The organism is Lagierella sp. (genome assembly GCF_029983815.1).
In the GTDB taxonomy this organism is placed as follows: domain Bacteria; phylum Bacillota; class Clostridia; order Tissierellales; family Peptoniphilaceae; genus Mediannikoviicoccus.
This window is the reverse complement of sequence record NZ_JASBYU010000002.1, coordinates 119,039-135,793: the sequence shown is the minus strand read 5'-3', so window position 1 is coordinate 135,793 and position 16,755 is coordinate 119,039. Positions and strand designations below refer to the sequence as shown.

General features: G+C 36.7%; 13 protein-coding genes and 1 riboswitch. Of the genes, 5 read left to right on the top strand and 8 right to left on the bottom strand.

The features are described from left to right. Positions 1 to 13 precede the first annotated feature (13 nt). On the top strand, positions 14 to 3,451 hold the full coding sequence (locus Q1K37_RS01820) for a pyruvate carboxylase (protein WP_300408803.1): 3,438 nt from the start codon (positions 14 to 16) through the stop codon (positions 3,449 to 3,451). Between the two features lie 368 nt (positions 3,452 to 3,819). On the opposite strand, the gene ygiD is transcribed toward Q1K37_RS01820, so the two are convergent. Both ygiD and brnQ read right to left on the bottom strand, forming a co-directional pair. After that, positions 3,820 to 4,605 (bottom strand): 4,5-DOPA dioxygenase extradiol, encoded by a 786-nt coding sequence (ygiD, locus tag Q1K37_RS01815; RefSeq protein ID WP_300408801.1) that lies wholly within the window; start codon positions 4,603 to 4,605, stop codon positions 3,820 to 3,822. Between the two features lie 595 nt (positions 4,606 to 5,200). Continuing rightward, complete coding sequence (gene brnQ, locus Q1K37_RS01810) at positions 5,201 to 6,511, bottom strand: branched-chain amino acid transport system II carrier protein (protein ID WP_300408799.1); 1,311 nt, start codon at positions 6,509 to 6,511, stop codon at positions 5,201 to 5,203. Positions 6,512 to 6,761: 250 nt separating this feature from the next. Between brnQ and Q1K37_RS01805 the strand changes: the two genes are divergently transcribed. Together Q1K37_RS01805 and Q1K37_RS01800 are read left to right on the top strand one after the other, a co-directional pair. Next, positions 6,762 to 7,991 carry a cell wall-binding repeat-containing protein gene (locus tag Q1K37_RS01805; protein WP_300408792.1) on the top strand — a complete coding sequence of 410 codons (1,230 nt, stop codon included), beginning with the start codon at positions 6,762 to 6,764 and terminating at the stop codon, positions 7,989 to 7,991. A gap of 144 nt (positions 7,992 to 8,135) precedes the next feature. Then, positions 8,136 to 8,801, top strand: a complete 666-nt coding sequence (locus tag Q1K37_RS01800) for a YdjY domain-containing protein (protein ID WP_300408791.1) — start codon at positions 8,136 to 8,138, stop codon at positions 8,799 to 8,801. 416 nt (positions 8,802 to 9,217) lie between these two features. Here the strand turns inward: Q1K37_RS01800 and Q1K37_RS01795 are convergent, their stop codons facing one another. From Q1K37_RS01795 to Q1K37_RS01780, 4 genes are read right to left on the bottom strand one after another with little or no spacing between them, the layout of a single operon-like run. Beyond that, positions 9,218 to 9,637 carry a DNA-binding protein gene (locus Q1K37_RS01795; RefSeq protein WP_300408789.1) on the bottom strand — a complete coding sequence of 140 codons (420 nt, stop codon included), beginning with the start codon at positions 9,635 to 9,637 and terminating at the stop codon, positions 9,218 to 9,220. Between the two features lie 20 nt (positions 9,638 to 9,657). Further along, positions 9,658 to 10,023: a hypothetical protein gene (locus Q1K37_RS01790; RefSeq protein WP_300408787.1), complete on the bottom strand. Its 366-nt coding sequence runs from the start codon at positions 10,021 to 10,023 to the stop codon at positions 9,658 to 9,660. Between the two features lie 11 nt (positions 10,024 to 10,034). Next, on the bottom strand, positions 10,035 to 10,787 hold the full coding sequence (locus Q1K37_RS01785) for a class I SAM-dependent methyltransferase (protein ID WP_300408785.1): 753 nt from the start codon (positions 10,785 to 10,787) through the stop codon (positions 10,035 to 10,037). Further along, the gene (locus Q1K37_RS01780) at positions 10,784 to 11,032 is read right to left on the bottom strand and encodes a hypothetical protein (RefSeq protein ID WP_300408783.1); all 249 of its coding nucleotides are present in this window, start codon (positions 11,030 to 11,032) and stop codon (positions 10,784 to 10,786) included. The genes Q1K37_RS01785 and Q1K37_RS01780 overlap by 4 nt, the downstream gene beginning before the upstream one ends. A gap of 204 nt (positions 11,033 to 11,236) precedes the next feature. Further along, positions 11,237 to 11,396: riboswitch (M-box (ykoK) riboswitch) on the top strand. 98 nt (positions 11,397 to 11,494) lie between these two features. Between Q1K37_RS01780 and mgtE the strand changes: the two genes are divergently transcribed. Further along, positions 11,495 to 12,850 carry a magnesium transporter gene (gene mgtE / locus Q1K37_RS01775; RefSeq protein ID WP_300408781.1) on the top strand — a complete coding sequence of 452 codons (1,356 nt, stop codon included), beginning with the start codon at positions 11,495 to 11,497 and terminating at the stop codon, positions 12,848 to 12,850. A 13-nt stretch (positions 12,851 to 12,863) separates the two neighbouring features. Beyond that, complete coding sequence (fumC, locus tag Q1K37_RS01770; RefSeq protein WP_300408778.1) at positions 12,864 to 14,228, top strand: class II fumarate hydratase; 1,365 nt, start codon at positions 12,864 to 12,866, stop codon at positions 14,226 to 14,228. 53 nt (positions 14,229 to 14,281) lie between these two features. On the opposite strand, the gene Q1K37_RS01765 is transcribed toward fumC, so the two are convergent. Continuing rightward, positions 14,282 to 15,055 carry a ZIP family metal transporter gene (locus Q1K37_RS01765; protein WP_300408776.1) on the bottom strand — a complete coding sequence of 258 codons (774 nt, stop codon included), beginning with the start codon at positions 15,053 to 15,055 and terminating at the stop codon, positions 14,282 to 14,284. A gap of 156 nt (positions 15,056 to 15,211) precedes the next feature. Beyond that, positions 15,212 to 16,591 carry a sodium:alanine symporter family protein gene (locus Q1K37_RS01760; protein WP_300408928.1) on the bottom strand — a complete coding sequence of 460 codons (1,380 nt, stop codon included), beginning with the start codon at positions 16,589 to 16,591 and terminating at the stop codon, positions 15,212 to 15,214. Positions 16,592 to 16,755: the final 164 nt, after the last annotated feature.

Genomic DNA, 16,755 nt, shown 5'->3' with positions numbered 1-16,755 from the left:
GAAAGGAGCTATTATGTCAGGAACTATTAAAAAGATATTGGTGGCAAACCGAGGCGAAATCGCCGTAAGGATATTCCGTGCCTGTTCAGAGCTTGGAATAAAATCTGTTGCCATCTATTCAGAAGAAGATAATACAGCGCTATTTAGAACAAAAGCAGATGAATCCTACCAAATAGGCCTTGGGAAGACTCCTGTAGAAGCCTATTTAGATATGAATGAAATAATCAGTCTAGCCAAGAAAAAGGGTGTAGATGCAATCCATCCTGGATATGGCTTTCTATCAGAAAATAAAGAATTTGCAAGAAGATGTAAAGAAAACGGCATCATCTTTATAGGTCCAAGCTATGAAGTGTTGGATACTCTAGGCGATAAAATAAAGTCTAAGATTGCGGCTAAAAAAGCGAATGTTCCAACCATACCTGGTGTGGACAAGCCTATCAGAACAAAACAGGACGCAGTAACCTTTGCTAAAGAGGCAGGATATCCTGTGATGATAAAGGCAGCTGCTGGAGGTGGAGGCCGAGGTATGAGGATTGTCCATAGTGAAGATGAACTAATCCCCGCCTTTAGATCTGCTCAATCCGAGGCGAAAAAGGCCTTTGGAATTGACGATATGTTCATTGAAAAGTATTTAAATAAACCTAAGCATATCGAAGTGCAAATTCTAGGGGATAAAAAAGGCAATATCGTACATCTATATGAAAGGGACTGCTCCATTCAAAGGCGTCACCAAAAGCTGATTGAGTATAGTCCCGCCTTTTCCATAAGTCCAGAAATTAGAAAGAAAATCTGTGATGACGCAGTTAAAATTGCTAAATCCGTCAACTATTACAATGCAGGGACAGTTGAATTTTTAGTTGATGAAGATGGAAGTCATTACTTCATAGAGGTAAACCCTAGAATCCAAGTTGAACACACAGTAACGGAAATGGTTACAGGGATAGACCTGGTTCAAGCTCAAATTCTTATTGCCCAGGGCCATACTTTGAAGGATGAGCTAATAGGAATAGCTTCTCAAGAAGATATTTCTTTAAAGGGTTATGCAATTCAATGTAGAGTTACTACAGAAGACCCTGCAAATAACTTCGCACCAGATACTGGAATGATTGACGTTTACCGCTCTGGATCTGGTTTTGGCGTTCGTCTTGACGTGGGTAATGCCTATGTTGGATCAATTGTAACCCCCTACTACGACAGCTTATTGGTAAAGGTTACAACCTCCTCTAGAACTTTTAAGGACACTATAAATAAGGCTAAGAGAGCCTTAGGCGAATTAAAGGTCAGCGGAGTTAAGACCAATATTGCCTTTTTATTAAACGTGTTAAATTCGGAAGCCTTTATAGAGGGAAAGACCAACACCGGATTTATAGAACATAACCCTCAACTCTTCGATATCATGCCTAGAAGTGACAAGGAGTTGAAGGTACTTCGTTTTATTGGCGATATCGTAGTGAATAATAAGAATAGGATAAATAAAAACTTCGATACGGTTTCAGACTATTCCCACTTGGAACATACCGCCTTTGAATCAGGAACAAAACAAATCCTAACTCTTGAAAAGATACCTGGATTGTTAAAGTGGATAAAGGGGCAACAAAAGGTACTCTTAACCGACACCACCTTTAGAGACGCCCACCAATCACTACTGGCTACAAGGGTTAGAACTGTGGATATGGAAAAAATCGCCCCTGCTGTTTCTAGATATATGAACGATTTATTTTCTTTGGAGATGTGGGGAGGGGCAACCTTTGATGTTTCCTATAGGTTTTTACAGGAGGATCCTTGGGAGAGACTTCGTATTTTACGAAAAAAGGTGCCTAATATCTTACTACAGATGCTTCTAAGGGGAAATAATACTGTAGGATATAAGAACTATCCCGACAATGTTGTAAAGAGATTTATTCATAAAAGCGCAAGTGAAGGAATAGATATATTCAGAGTTTTCGACTCTTTAAACTGGATTGAAGGAATGCGCTATGCCATGGACTGCGTGTTGGAAGAAGGAAAGGTTCTTGAAGGTACAATGTGTTATACTGGCGATATCCTCGATGAAAAGAGGGATAAATATAGCTTAAAATACTATATAGATATGGCGAAGGAATTGGAGAAAAGTGGCGCCCATATCATAGGGATAAAGGATATGTCCGGACTTTTAAAGCCCTACGCTGGACGCAAGCTCATCAAGGCTTTAAAAGAGGAAATTTCCCTTCCTATTCACCTACACACCCACGACACAACTGGAAATGGCGTGGCTACAGTACTTGCAGCAACAGAAGCCGGAGTGGATATAATCGATACGGCATTTAACTCCATGAGTGGACTTACCAGTCAGCCTGCGTTAAACTCCGTTGCAGCAGCGTTGGAAAACACTAGAAGGTCAACCAATATAAACTTAGACTATGCAGAGGAGATCTCTAAGTACTGGGAAGGTGTTCGTCCAGTATATGGAAACTTTGAATCGGATTTAAAATCCGGGTCCACCGAAATATATAAATATGAGATACCTGGCGGACAATACTCCAACTTTAAGCCACAAGTGGAATCCTTTGGCCTTGGACACAGATTCAAAGAAGTTAAAGATATGTATAGAGAAGTGAATAAAATGGTGGGAGATATAATTAAAGTAACACCATCTTCAAAAATGGTGGGAGACTTTGCCATATTTATGGTTCAAAACGACCTAACCCCAGAAAATATCTATGAAAAAGGTAAGTTTTTAGACTATCCAGATTCTGTGGTAACCTACTTTAAAGGAATGATGGGACAACCTGTAGGAGGTTTTCCTGAAAGATTACAAAAACTCGTTCTAAAGGGGGAAGAGCCTATTACTGTAAGGCCTGGTGAACTTTTAGAACCGGAAGACTTTGATAAAGACAGGAAATATCTAAAAGATAAGTACAACTTCGAGCCAACAGAGGAGGACCTACTGGCCTATGCCCTCTATCCTAAAGTCTTTGAAGAATATTTAGAAAATAAAAGGACTAATGGTGACCTTTCCCATATGGAATCCAAAGTTTTCTTCCATGGAATAAACCTAGGGCAAACAAGAGAAGTAAAACTTGGAGAAGGTAAGACGCTAATAATAAAGCTGGTGGATATGTCGGAAGCAGACGAAGAGGGAAATGTCTCATTGGCATTTGAAGTAAATGGAAATAGACGGGTAATAAAAGTTTTTGATAAACATAGCAAAAAGACCTTGGATAATAACTTTATCCAAAAAGCCGATCCTAATGATGACAGGGAAATTGGCGCAAGTATTCCTGGAAATATAATAAAAATCCTTGTAGAAGAAGGAGAAACAGTAAAAGAAGGACAGCCACTGATGATAATAGAAGCCATGAAAATGGAAACGGATATACTTTCTCCTATGACAGGAAAAGTTGAAACCATTGCAGTAAAAGAAAAAGATATGGTAGAGTCGGGGCAGTTGTTGCTAAGAATTGAGGGTTAGGAAAGCGATCAGCTTTCCTATTACCTTTTGTAATATTTTTTCAAAGTTTATGAACTTTTAAAAACATTTATTAATAAACCTTTTCTACTTCAAAATAAAGGGAAGGGAATCGGTAACCTATTTGATGGTTCCATTTCCCTTCCCTTTAAAACCCAACCCTTTTTTAATCGGGCACTCAGCTCCACAAAGTTTTATTTTTCAATATTATCTACAATAATTAAAAAGAACCAACTCTTTAATTTTAGGATGAGTGCGGGGCACTTCCTACTTCTCACATCCCACCTCTCATCTCTCACCTCTCATTAAGTCGAGCACTCATGTTTGAGTGCTTGATCACATCCCAACTCTCATCTCTCACTTCTCATATCTCACCTCTCATTAAATATAAACCCTGTCATCGCCATAGTTCCTAAGTTACAGGTGTTGTTAAAGACTTCTACTTTATCTCCGTCTGCAGCACCAAGTGCATATATAAGCGGCAAGTAATGATCTTTTGTTGGGATTGAATATCTATAATTATCATGTTTTTTATAGTGGATTACTAAATCGTCATCATGTCTTTTTAACGCATCTATAATGTAGTTATTGAATTCATATGCCATAGGTGTTCCATCAGGGTTCTCCCATTCTATCAGTCTTAGATTATGGACAATGTTCCCACTTGCTACTATCAAATATCCTTCGTTTCTAAGGGGTACAATTGACTTCCCAATTGAAAATATTTCCTCTGAAGATAGTTTTGAATTAACGGAAAGTTGTACAACGGGCACATCTGCATTGGGAAACATATGTGTCAATACCGTCCATGTACCATGGTCAATCCCCCAACTATTATCCACCGACACCCTATCACCTAAAAGTTCTTGCACTTTTTTAGACAATTCTAAATTTCCTTTTACTGGATATTTAACTTCATAGAGCTCCTTTGGAAATCCATACATATCATAGATTTGTCTTGGCTCTTCCGTCTCTTGAATATAGGTTTCTCCTTTATACCAATGGGCACTGATTGCCAAAATCCCCTTTGGTTTTCCAAAGTTTTCAACGATTTTATGTCCTACTTCAGCTATCTCTTTAGTAATTTGATTATTGTCTAGAGCAAGCATTGGACTTCCATGTCCTACAAATACCACTGGCATTCTATTATTAGTCATTCTAAATCTCCTTTGTTCCTTGGATTAAAATTTTTAATTATTTTCTCTTTATCACAAGTTTTACCCACAAATTTAATTTGAATAACATTTTTTATACAATTCCAAACAAGTAGTAGGAAAGCTGTAAGCTTTCCTAAAACCTTTTGTAATGTTTTTTTAAGTTTATGAATTTTGAGAAATTTTTATTTATAAACTTTTTCTACTTCAAAATAAAGGGAAGGGAATCGGTAACCTATTTGATGGTTCCATTTCCCTTCCCTTTAAAACCCAACCCTTTTTTAATCGGGCACTCAGCTCCACAAAGTTTTATTTTTCAATATTATCTACAATAATTAAAAAGAACCAACTCTTTAATTTTAGGATGAGTGCGGGACCCTCCATAAATTCAGGGACTGGCCGTCCCTGAAAACCCTGCTTAAAAAGCAGTAGGAAAGCTGTAAGCTTTCCTTCAAACACTCCGTTGTCGGGCACTCAGAGCTTTAGAACTTTTTTGTTTTTCAGAAATTTTATAATGATTAGAAAAACTAACTTTGTAATTTCAGGCTAAGTTTTTCTTGAGCTTTATAACTACAAATTCTACATTTTCAACAATCTATTAACTAATTTGTTCTGATTTATTATTTGATTGCGAAATCACTTTAGCAATCACTGTAAATATTATCGCCGTTATCAGCGCTGGTAAAAACCACTCGAAACCCACATTTTTTAGTGGCAATTTTTCTATGAGTCCCATAGGTCCTTCTAGTATGTTAAAAGTTGAGTTTAGACTTTGGATAAAGCTTACTATAAATGTTGCAATTACTGCTCCTTTGTAGGTCAGGTCATATTTTATATATTCTTCGATCATCCCTAAAAATATAAGCACGATTATTATAGGATAGATCGTAGTAAGAATTGGCCCTGCTGCCTTTATAAGTCCTTCTACTCCAAATAGGGAAAAGGCTCCAGAAAGTATAACACACATCACCACTATAGGTTTATACTTTATTTTATCCCTTGTCATAGTTGAAAAGAAATCACCACATATTGCAGTAAGTCCTACTGACGTTGTCAAGCACGCTAAGGATACTGCCACCCCTATTAAAATGGTTCCTAGATTTCCAAGTACATGATGCACTGTTCCCAAAAGTATCTCCACTCTAGTATCTTGAATTGTATATATTTTTGAAGCGGTTGCTCCTACATAGGTTAACCCCCCATAGATTAGGGCAAGCAATATAAATGATACAAGCCCAACTCCCATGGTCATCTTAAGTCTTTCTCTATTGTCTATGTATCCCCTTCTCATTAGATCAGATACTACAATGCCAGTCATCATTGCAGCGCCTAAGGCATCCATCGTCTGGTACCCTTCTACAAAACCCTTTAAGAATACGGTGTCTTCTGCTGGCGGAGCCATCTCTCCTATGGGATTAATAATACATTTTATTATTATTAGTCCTAAAATCACTATTAGCCCTGGTGTAAGATACTTTCCAATCTTATCGATTACCCCTGACTCGTTCATTACAAATAGTGTGGTCAAGGAGAAGAATACGATTGCCGTCACCCAGTGAGGAACTCCTGGAAACACCTTACTTACAAAGACTTCATGAGTTGTTGCTGCAGTTCTAGGGATTGCAAAGAATGGGCCGATAGTAAGTATGGTAACGGTTCCCAATACCTTGGCAAAAGTTCCTCCAACCCTCTTTCCAAGATCCTCTGCTCTACCTCCTAGTTTTGCCGTTACTATAACACCTAAGATTGGCAAAACTGGGTCTGTAAGTAGAAATCCTACCATGGATTTTTTAAATCCACTTCCTGAAAAAACTCCTAAATAGGGCGGAAATATCAAATTTCCTGCTCCAAAGAATATTGCAAACAATGCAAATCCTACAATGAGTACATCTTTAATTTTCGTCTTCAAAATAACCTCCTTTGTGCTTTACCTTAATTGTACATCAATCTTACAAGAATTTTAAGTGTTTTTTAAGAATTTAATTTGTCTTTTTTAATTTGTCAATCCATCCAAATTTCAAACTTCAACCTATTAACTTCTTAAGCGAAAACAAAAACTTTTTAAATTTCTTAATAAATCTATATTAAAGTGTTTTTGTATTTAAATTTTTAAGTATTTTGTGTTACAATGTAATAAATATAATTTTTGGAGGGTTGAAATGAAAAAGAGATTTTTCGGATTTGTTTTAGGTGCTTCTTTGGTTCTAAGCAGTTTTAATATTTCCTATGCTAAACCTGAAGCACAAGTTTCAAGAATTTATGGTTCAAGTAGATACCAAACCGCTGTCAATGTATCAAAGACATATTATGAAAAGAGCGACACCGTATTGGTGGCTTCGGGAGAAGGCTTTGCTGATGCTCTAGTCGGTGGAACTCTATCTTCTCAAATTGATGCTCCTTTGCTTTTGACTAATAGTGCCACTTTGACAAAAGAGGTTAAAAGCGAAATCAAAAGACTTCAAGCAAAGAAGATTTACTTACTTGGCGGTAAGGGCACCGTTACTAAAGCTGTAGAAGATGAATTAAAGACCTTAGCTTCTGTAACTAGACTATTTGGTAAAAATAGATTTGAAACGGCTAAGGCCATAGGTAAAGAAAGGCTAGCTTTAGCTAAAACAGAAGATTACCATACTGCTGCTGTAAATGGATTCGAATATCCAGATGCCCTTGCCTCAGCTCCATTTATTGGACAATTTGGCAATGAAAAGACTAAGACCACTTTGTTACTACCTCATGAAAAGGATATGAAGCCTAATTATATAATCGGTGGAGAGGGGTCTGTGGACTATAAAGGCGAAGTTATCAAGAGATTTAAGGGTACTGATAGGGTAAAGACATCTTTAGAAATCGCCAACAACTACGAAGATTACCTAGGTATTAAACCAAATGCTCTAATCGTTGTAAATGGAGATGATTACCCAGATGCTCTTGCTGCAGTTTCTGCATCTAAAGTTTTAAAAGCCCCTATTATCTTAAATAGAGGTAAACATGTATCAGAAGATTTAAGTAGATATCTTGACAAAAATGAAATCGAAAAAATTGTAATTATCGGTGGTGAAGGCTCAGTTCCAGATTCCGTATTTAAAGAGTTAGTAGACGGTAAGCCATATACTCCTCCTACAATAATCCCTACGGAAGAACCTACTAAGCCTACCGATGGTCAAAGACCAACTGAAACTGGAGTTCCAATGGACCTAGACAAGCTTTGGGTTGATAAGAACGGAAATGGTTTGATAAAGGGAAATATTTCAACAAAGGGAGAAAAAATATATCATGTTCCTGGACAAAACGCCTATGATAGAACTAGAATAAACCCTAGTAAGGGAGAAAGATGGTTTAAGACCGAAAGAGAAGCTCAAAAGGCAGGTTGGAGAAGAGCTGAGAAATAATTTTAAAGCCAATGTTGAATATCTATTATGAAAACATAAAAAATCTAAGTCGAGTCCTTTAGTCGAAGGATTCGGCTTATTTTTCTTTACAATGAATCTCTAAGTAGTACAATGAAGATAGAAAGAAAAAAGGAGGATCATTTTATGAACAATTTAAAAAAATTATTATTGGTATTTGTAATTGCATGTTTAATGGTAACAGGTTGTGCTAAAGGCAATAATAAGGGCACCGATAGTGAGGCTTCACCTATGCAGGGGGTTTCTGAAAGTAGTCCTTTAGCAGTAGACAAGGAAAAGAAGACTGTAACTCTTTATACTACTTTTAACGGAAAATTCTTAACTGAACCTACAAGACATTTGGTTATTTATAACAAGGGAAAATTAGCTGATATGTCTGTTTTCTCATCTTATGTTTCTCCAGAAGACTTTCATAAAGCTCTTGAAGATATAGGAGCCAAACCTGGAGATAACATGACACCCGATAATGCTTCAAAAACTTTAACAGAAGGAATGCCATTAAAAGTGACCTTATATTGGGCAGGTAATGAAAACGGAACCGATGTCAACGATGCCATTGTAGACTCCAACGGAAAAAAGATAGATATGAAATTTTCTGGAAACCTTCAAAACTCTAAAGATTTTAACACTGGCTGTATTTCTTGCCTGGACTCTTGTTTCGTAGGTATTACAAGTAATGCTACTTACCCTCTTGGAGCAATCGAGGAAACTAAAGAGGTTGAATTTAAACCAGATGCAGAAAAATTGCCTAAAGATAAAGAGCCTGTAGCCATCGTATATAGTATTGACTAATGGCAAGAATCGAAGGAATTTTTCGATATTTAATATATTCAATAGTTCTGTTCTCAACTCTATCCTGTCTCATAAGTTTAAGCATATGGCTGGACATGAGAATTCACTCAAGATATATAGTTTATGGAAGTTTTATTCTAATGTTACTACTCAATCGTTTTGATCTATTAAAACGGTCTAAATCCATTATCTTTGCTGATATACTATTTTTGTTTTTGTTGTCTATCGGAAAGTTTAATAGGATTTCCTACGAATTGAGAGAAGCCTTTAAAATTCCCTTAACTATAGAGACTTTTAAAATTTTGTTTATTGCAATTTTTACTATTGGAAATATTTTTATTTGCTATCGACGATTTTATAATAGCAAAAAAATTGAGGAGTAACCGCTATAGGTTACTCCTTAAATTCTATCTTTATTAAAATTCTAAAACATTTATACCTAAATCCCTGTCTTTTTCCCTATCGGCTCTTCCATCTATTACTTTTATAAAGAGTTCTCCTGTTAAGGCAATTTGTCCCTTCACTAGATGACCGCCAAAGACTTTCATTTCACTATCTCCAAGACAAACGTGAAGATGGGCATAAAACTCATCCTCCTTTGTACTTATATTTCCAGATAGATTTATAAGCTCAAATTCACCTTCAAAATTTTCCTCTTTATAATCATTATCCCTCAATGTGTAGGAACCAAGGGTCACCTTATCCAAAGCTCCAATTCCTTGAACTAAGGCCAAGTTTATCTTTTCTTTCGAAGCCAGCTCTTCAAGCTTTTCATGAATATCTTCTCCCCGGTCCAATCTCAGAAGGATTGTGTCCTCAAATCTTCTATAATCCAAAGAAAATCACTCCTTTAAGTCTATTCTTTATTAGGTTTCTCGATACCACTTGGAATTTGATTTTGATTTGAAACGCCACGATTTATAGGATCCACGTCCAAAGCTTCTCTCTTATCCACAAACAGTCCTTTTGATTTTTTGTCTTCCTTTCCCGTCTTTTCTTCTTTTTCCTTGTCTCTTTCTTCTCCTTCATCTAATATTAATTCTTCATCCCTTTCATAATCTTCAACTTCACTATTTTTATTTTCAGGTATTAAATTAGGATTATCTAAGGTGCTTGGAATCTGATTTTGGTTGGGAACTCCTAAGTTTGCTGAATTTAATTTTTCCTGTCTTAATTTTTCCTCTTCAAGTCGTATGTCCCTATCTTTATCTATTTTACTCATAATGCTCTCCTCTATATCTTTATGCTTCTAGTTGCCACAAAGGATGGTATGTTGAGTTCATGCAATCTTCCTTCTCCATTTGTATCTTCATAGAGGGCTTGAAGGACAAAACCCGCCTCCAACTGTCCATTTATCTGTTCTTCTAAACCATGGGAAAATTGCACTCCAGAATCCTCCTTCAAAAGCCTTTCCATCTGCTCTTTGTTTTTAAGGGGATTGAAGGGAAGGCCATTTATGATTCTTTCTTCCTTTTCATCTACAATATAGTTTATGCCAATGTCCAATCCAGAAAGTAAAATCCCCTTTTGAGATAAAATTCTATAACACTCTTTCCAAATGGGTTTGACTTCTTCTACATATACATTGGATACAGGATGAAAAATCATATCGAAAATCTCGTCTTCAAAGGGCAGCGGTTTTGACATATCCCCTTTGATAATATCGATTTCATATCCTTCCCTTTTAGCTACTAGCCTTTCACTTTCCAGTTGTTTTTCAGAATAGTCAAAGACTGTACACTTTCCTCCAAGAGCAGAAAAGATTGCCATCTGTTTCCCTCCGCCACAGGCTAGACCAAGTATCTTTTTATCCTTTATCTCTCCAAACCAAAACTTTGGAACATTTTTTGTAGGTGTTAGTTTCACATCCCACTTACCTTCTTTGGCAAGACTGAATTCCTTTGATGAAATAGGTTTTCCCCATTCCCATCCTTCCTCTATCCATCTATCAATAGTCTTAGAATTTATATCTTGATAATTCATCATCTGTTAAAGTTCTGTCTTACGTCCTGGTTCTCCCGTAGGATTTCCATTCTTCCCTTGATTTCATTAATCTTCTCTGACTTTTCCTTTATCTTTATTTCGTCTTCTCTTGTAAGAAGCTTTTCAGGATCCTGTTCCCTATCTATATCCTTTTTAGCTTGATCATCTACGATATTTTCAAGCTTTTCTTCTTGCTTTTCTTGTCTTTTACGATTTAATTTTATTTCTTCTTTTTCTGACTTCTTCATTTTGTACCTCCCATTTTCATTTCCTTAACATCCTTGAAATAATAAGAATGTTATTACTCTATATACCCAAATAATGGTAGAATCCTAAATCTTATATTTTTTACATTACGCTCTTCACATATTCACCTATAAAACTCTATATTTTTATAATCCTGTAATTTTCTCTATGTTGACAATTATTTCTCTATAAGTTAACATAAAAAATGGATGGTCCGATAGGTAAGGCTAACCTAGGGATATGGATTACTACCGCAAAGTGATGGAGACATCATCCGCCGGTTAACAGACTGTATCGCACGTAAGGTGCAGTTTAATGTAATTTCACCGCCCTTTGAAGCTAAAGCTCAGACGGTTTTTTCAATCAGGTACCTAAATATTTATGTACTGGATTGTTTTGTAACAATTACCACACTGATCATTTCGTGTGGTTTTTTTTATTTATTTATGAAGGAGGTAGAATTTATGGAAAAAAGCTTAGAAATTCTAGAGGAAAGATTACATGAGTCCCTAGAAGAAAACAATTTGCAAGAGGCAAAATTGATATTAAATTCCCTTAATATATACGATATTGCAGAATTTTTTAACAATTTATCTCAAACCAACCTAACAATCTGTTTTAACCTTCTATCGAAGGATACTGCAGCCCTGGTCTTTGCGGAAATGGACATTGAACAGCAGAAACTTTTAATTGCCGGATTTTCCGACGAGATACTAGAGCAAATTATAAACGGGTTGAGAACTGACGATAAAGTCGATATCATTGAGGAACTACCTTCGAATCTGGTAAAGAAAGTCTTAAAATTCACTAATCCTGATCATAGAAGGATTATTAATACAATGTTAAATTACCCTAAGGATTCTGCTGGGTCAATCATGACCATCGAATATGCAGCCACAAAAGCAGGACATACCGTTGGCGAAGTTATTCAACTTTTGAAGAAGACCGGGGCAAACAAAGAAACTATCGACATAATATACATCATTGATGATACAAGACATTTAATTGGAGAAGTAGCCTTATCCGACTTGGTGCTCTCCGATTCTGAAGCTCAAATCTCTTCTATCATGAACCATGATGTAATCTCTGTTAATACTATTGAAGACAGGGAAGAAGTTGCGAGGATATTTACAAAATACGACTTTTACACAATGCCCGTTGTGGATAACGAAAATAGACTTGTGGGAATTATTACCGTTGACGACGTGTTGGATATCTTAGAAAAGGAAACCACAGAAGACATGGACATAATGTCAGCGATAACTCCAACAGAAAAGACCTATAAACAGCTTTCCGTTTTAGAAATTTGGAAAAACAGGATACCTTGGTTATTAATTTTATTGATATCATCGACCTTTACTTCACTAATTTTAATGAATTATGAAAAAACCTTGGAAAAGTATGTGGTTTTGGCAGCATTTTTACCAATGATAACCGACACCGGCGGTAATGCTGGAAGCCAGTCAGCTTCAACCATCATACGTTCCCTATCCTTAAAGGAAATAGACTTAAGCGATTTGATATATGTATTGTGGAAAGAATTTAGAGTAGCCATTTTAGCTGGAATTACATTGGCCTTTTTCAATTTTATAAAATTGATGTTCTTTGACAAGGTTGGAATGTCCGTAGCCTTTGTGGTTTCATTGACAGTCACAGTAACTGTAATGTTAGCTAAGGCAACCGGTTCTGTACTACCTGTTGTTGCAGAAAGCCTTGGAGCAGATCCAGCGGTAATGGCAAGTCCTCTTATCACCACCATCGTAGATGCCTTGGCTATTCTAGTCTATTTGAAAATAGCAATGACTATATTACCATTTTAAGAAGGAGAGAAAATTGAAAGTAAGAATTGAACATGACAGTATTGGCGAATTAGAAGTACCTGCAGAACACTACTGGGGAGCACAAACCCAGAGATCCTATCAAAACTTTAAAATTGGCACAGAAAAAATGCCAATGGAAATAGTAAAGTCCCTAGCAATTGTGAAAAGGTCCTGTGCAATTGTTAATTGTAACCTAGGTAAACTTTCTGAGGAAAAGAGGGACCTAATCGTTAAAGTATGCGATGAAATCTTAGATGATGGGTTAAAACAAGAGTTCCCCCTTGCATTATGGCAAACCGGTAGCGGAACTCAAAGTAATATGAATGTCAATGAAGTGGTTTCCCACAGGGGAAATGAATTGGCAAAAAAAGATATTTTACATCCCAATGACGATGTAAATAAGTCTCAAAGTTCCAACGACACCTTCCCTACGGCAATGCACATTGCTGCCTATACTGCAGTAACCAGGGATTTATTGCCCCAATTGAAGGATACTCTAGATGTTCTTTACGGACTATCCATAGATTATAGAGACATCGTCAAGGTTGGAAGAACACATTTGCAAGATGCAACTCCACTATCATTGGGACAGGAGATCTCCGCTTGGTCCAATATGATTGAAAAGTCCACAGAATATATAGAGGAGAGTTCTAAACACCTACTTTCCTTGGCAATAGGAGGAACTGCTGTTGGAACGGGATTGAACACACCTGAAGGTTTCGATGAAAAAGTATGTGAAGAAATCAAACTCTTTACTGGAGATGATTATAAACCTTCAGAAAATAAATTCCACTCCCTATCTTCCAAGGACGAATTGGTCAACTGCCATGGAGCCTTAAAGACATTGGCTACAAATATATTAAAGATTGCAAACGACGTAAGATTTCTTGCCTCTGGTCCTAGATGCGGAATTGGAGAGCTTACTATCCCTGCCAATGAACCAGGAAGTTCCATAATGCCTGGAAAGGTAAATCCAACTCAAGCTGAAGCCATTACCATGGTGGTAGCACAGGTTTTAGGAAATGATACCACTATTTCCTTTAGTGGTTCTCAAGGAAATTTCCAATTAAATGTATATATGCCTGTAATCATTTTTAACTTTTTACAATCCGTAAGGCTTCTTACTGATGGACTAAAGTCCTTTACTGACAATTGTTTAAAAGGCTTAAAACCTAACGAAGAAAAGATAAAAGAGTATTTAGACAATTCTTTAATGCTCGTTACAGCCCTTAATCCATATATTGGTTATGAAAATGGTGCTAAAATAGCAAAATATGCCCATGAAAATAACACGACATTGAAAAAAGCGGCTCTAAAACTAGAAATCTTAACAGAAGAAGATTTTGATAAGTATATGAAACCAGAAGACATGATTTAGTCTTATTAAAAAAGTCCTAGAAGTTTAAACTTCCGGGACTTTTTTAGTTAAAATTAACCTAATAACACATCCATTATCATCATTACAATAAATCCAACTATTATTCCGTAGGTTGCTTGTCTTTCAAATCCACCACTATGGGTTTCAGGAATGATTTCATCACTTATTACAAATAACATCGCTCCTCCTGCCAAGGCCAATATGAATGGAAGTATCTGTTGAAAGATTTGTACCAATCCAAAGCCTAACAAGGCTCCAATAGGTTCAACCAAACCTGTAAGTAAAGCTATTACAAAAGCCTTCTTTACACTGTAGTTCTCTCTAAGTAAAGCTAATGCTACAGCTAAGCCCTCTGGCATGTTTTGCAGTCCAATTCCAAGAGCAATTGTAATTCCATTTGCCAACTCACCAGTTCCAAAACCAACACCCGTTGCAAGTCCTTCTGGAAAGTTGTGGATGGTGATGGCGATGATAAAAAGCCAAATCTTCTTTAAACTATCTGTGGATGTTCCTTCAACCCTCTTATCCATTAAATGCTCATGGGGAGCGTACTTGTCTATTAAGTCCAGCATCACAGCCCCTAAAAATATTCCAAGTCCAGTTATCATTACCGCTTTAAAATCTCCACCACCGTATTCAATACTTGGTAATATCAAGGAGAAACAACTTGCTGCAAGCATGACCCCTGCGGCAAAGCCAAGTAGAATGTCCAAGGCACTTCTCTTTATCTTCTTTGTAAAAAATATAGGTATTGCTCCCAGACCTGTCATTATTCCCGGCAATAGCAAACCTAATCCAACTATCAATTTCGAATCTATATTTCCCATACTTACCCCCTTTGTATAACAATGAATATAATATCATAATGTAATACATTTGATAATAGTAGGATGAATGTAAATTGAATCCCATAAGCTACATTTCTACAAAAAAATAGCGAGACTAAGCTCGCCATTTTCCTACTGAAAGGATACTAAATTAATTTACTTTGTTTCATATTCATAAACATAAGATATCTTGCCAAGTTCTTTAAGTCTATCGTAGTCTTTAGTCAAAGATTTTACATGTTTATGAAGGAGTAATAATCCAACTAAGTTAGGGAATACCATTAGACCGTTAAAGAAGTCTGATAGTAACCATACAAATTCGATTTCAAACATTGAACCAAGTACTATACAAGCTATTACTATAAGTCTGTATGGCATAAGTCCCTTTTTACCAAATAGGTATCTGATATTTGTTTCACCAAAGTAGTACCAACCAATTACTGTGGTAAAGGCAAATGCTGTTAGACAAACTGCAAGAACAGCTTTACCTGCTCCTGGGAATGCAACACCAAATGCTTCCTGTGTCATAAGTGGACCTGCAAGTCCTGAATCATAAGCTCCAGTTAAGATGATAACCAATGCTGTAGCAGTACATACGATACCTGTGTCGATTAAAACACCAAGCATTGCTGTTAAACCTTGTTCAACTGGATGATTTACTCTTGCAGTAGCGTGAGCGTGAGGTGTAGAACCCATACCAGCTTCATTAGAGAATAGTCCTCTTGCTACACCAAATCTAATCGCCAACTTAACTGTAAGTCCTGTTCCAGCTCCAAGTACGGCTTGTGGATTGAAAGCACCTTCAAAGATAAGTTTGAAAGCATGACCTATTTCCATTCTAAATTTAATCAATACAAAAATTGCTAAAGCTACATATATAAGCGCCATGATAGGTACTACCATTTCCGCAAAGTTTGCAATTCTCTTAATTCCACCAATAAATACTAAAGCTGCCAAAATAGCTATGGCAATACCTATTGCAATTGTTGGAATACCAAATGCTTCGTGTATAGCTGAAGCCATGGAGTTAGATTGTACCATGTTTCCGATGAAGCCTAGTGCCAAAATAATTGCAAAGGCGAAGAATCCTGCTAGTCCCTTAGCAAGTCCCTTGTTTTTAATACCTTGGCTAATGTAGTAAGCAGGTCCCCCTACTCTTTCTCCATCATCATCAAGGGTTCTAAACTTTTGAGCTAAAACAGCTTCGGCAAAGATTGTACCCATACCAAATATAGCTGCAATCCACATCCAAAAGATAGCTCCTGGACCTCCTGATAATATGGCTGTAGCAACTCCGGCTACGTTACCTGTACCAATCTGAGCAGCTATAGCAACTGCTAAGGCTTGGAAAGATGAGATTTCCCCAGCTGCTTTTCTTCTAGCATTCTCTTCTTTGTCGAAAAGTCCACCGAAGGTCTGTTTAAAGGCAGCTCCCATTCTTGAGAATTGAGGAAATGCTAAATAAATAGTGAAAAATAATCCGACGATAGGTAGTAAGAAAATAAGTACCTTGTTCCAAACAATGTCGTTACCGATATCTACAAATTTTGTTGCAGTTTCGGCAATGCCTGCAAATAATAAATAATTCACTTTACCCTCCTTTAGGTTTAAACGTTTTCCTCGTGAGAACCCTAGAGCCCCCACGTTTTTTACATATTTCCTTTCAGTATTGTATTATTAAATTTAATAATATCCGAAAA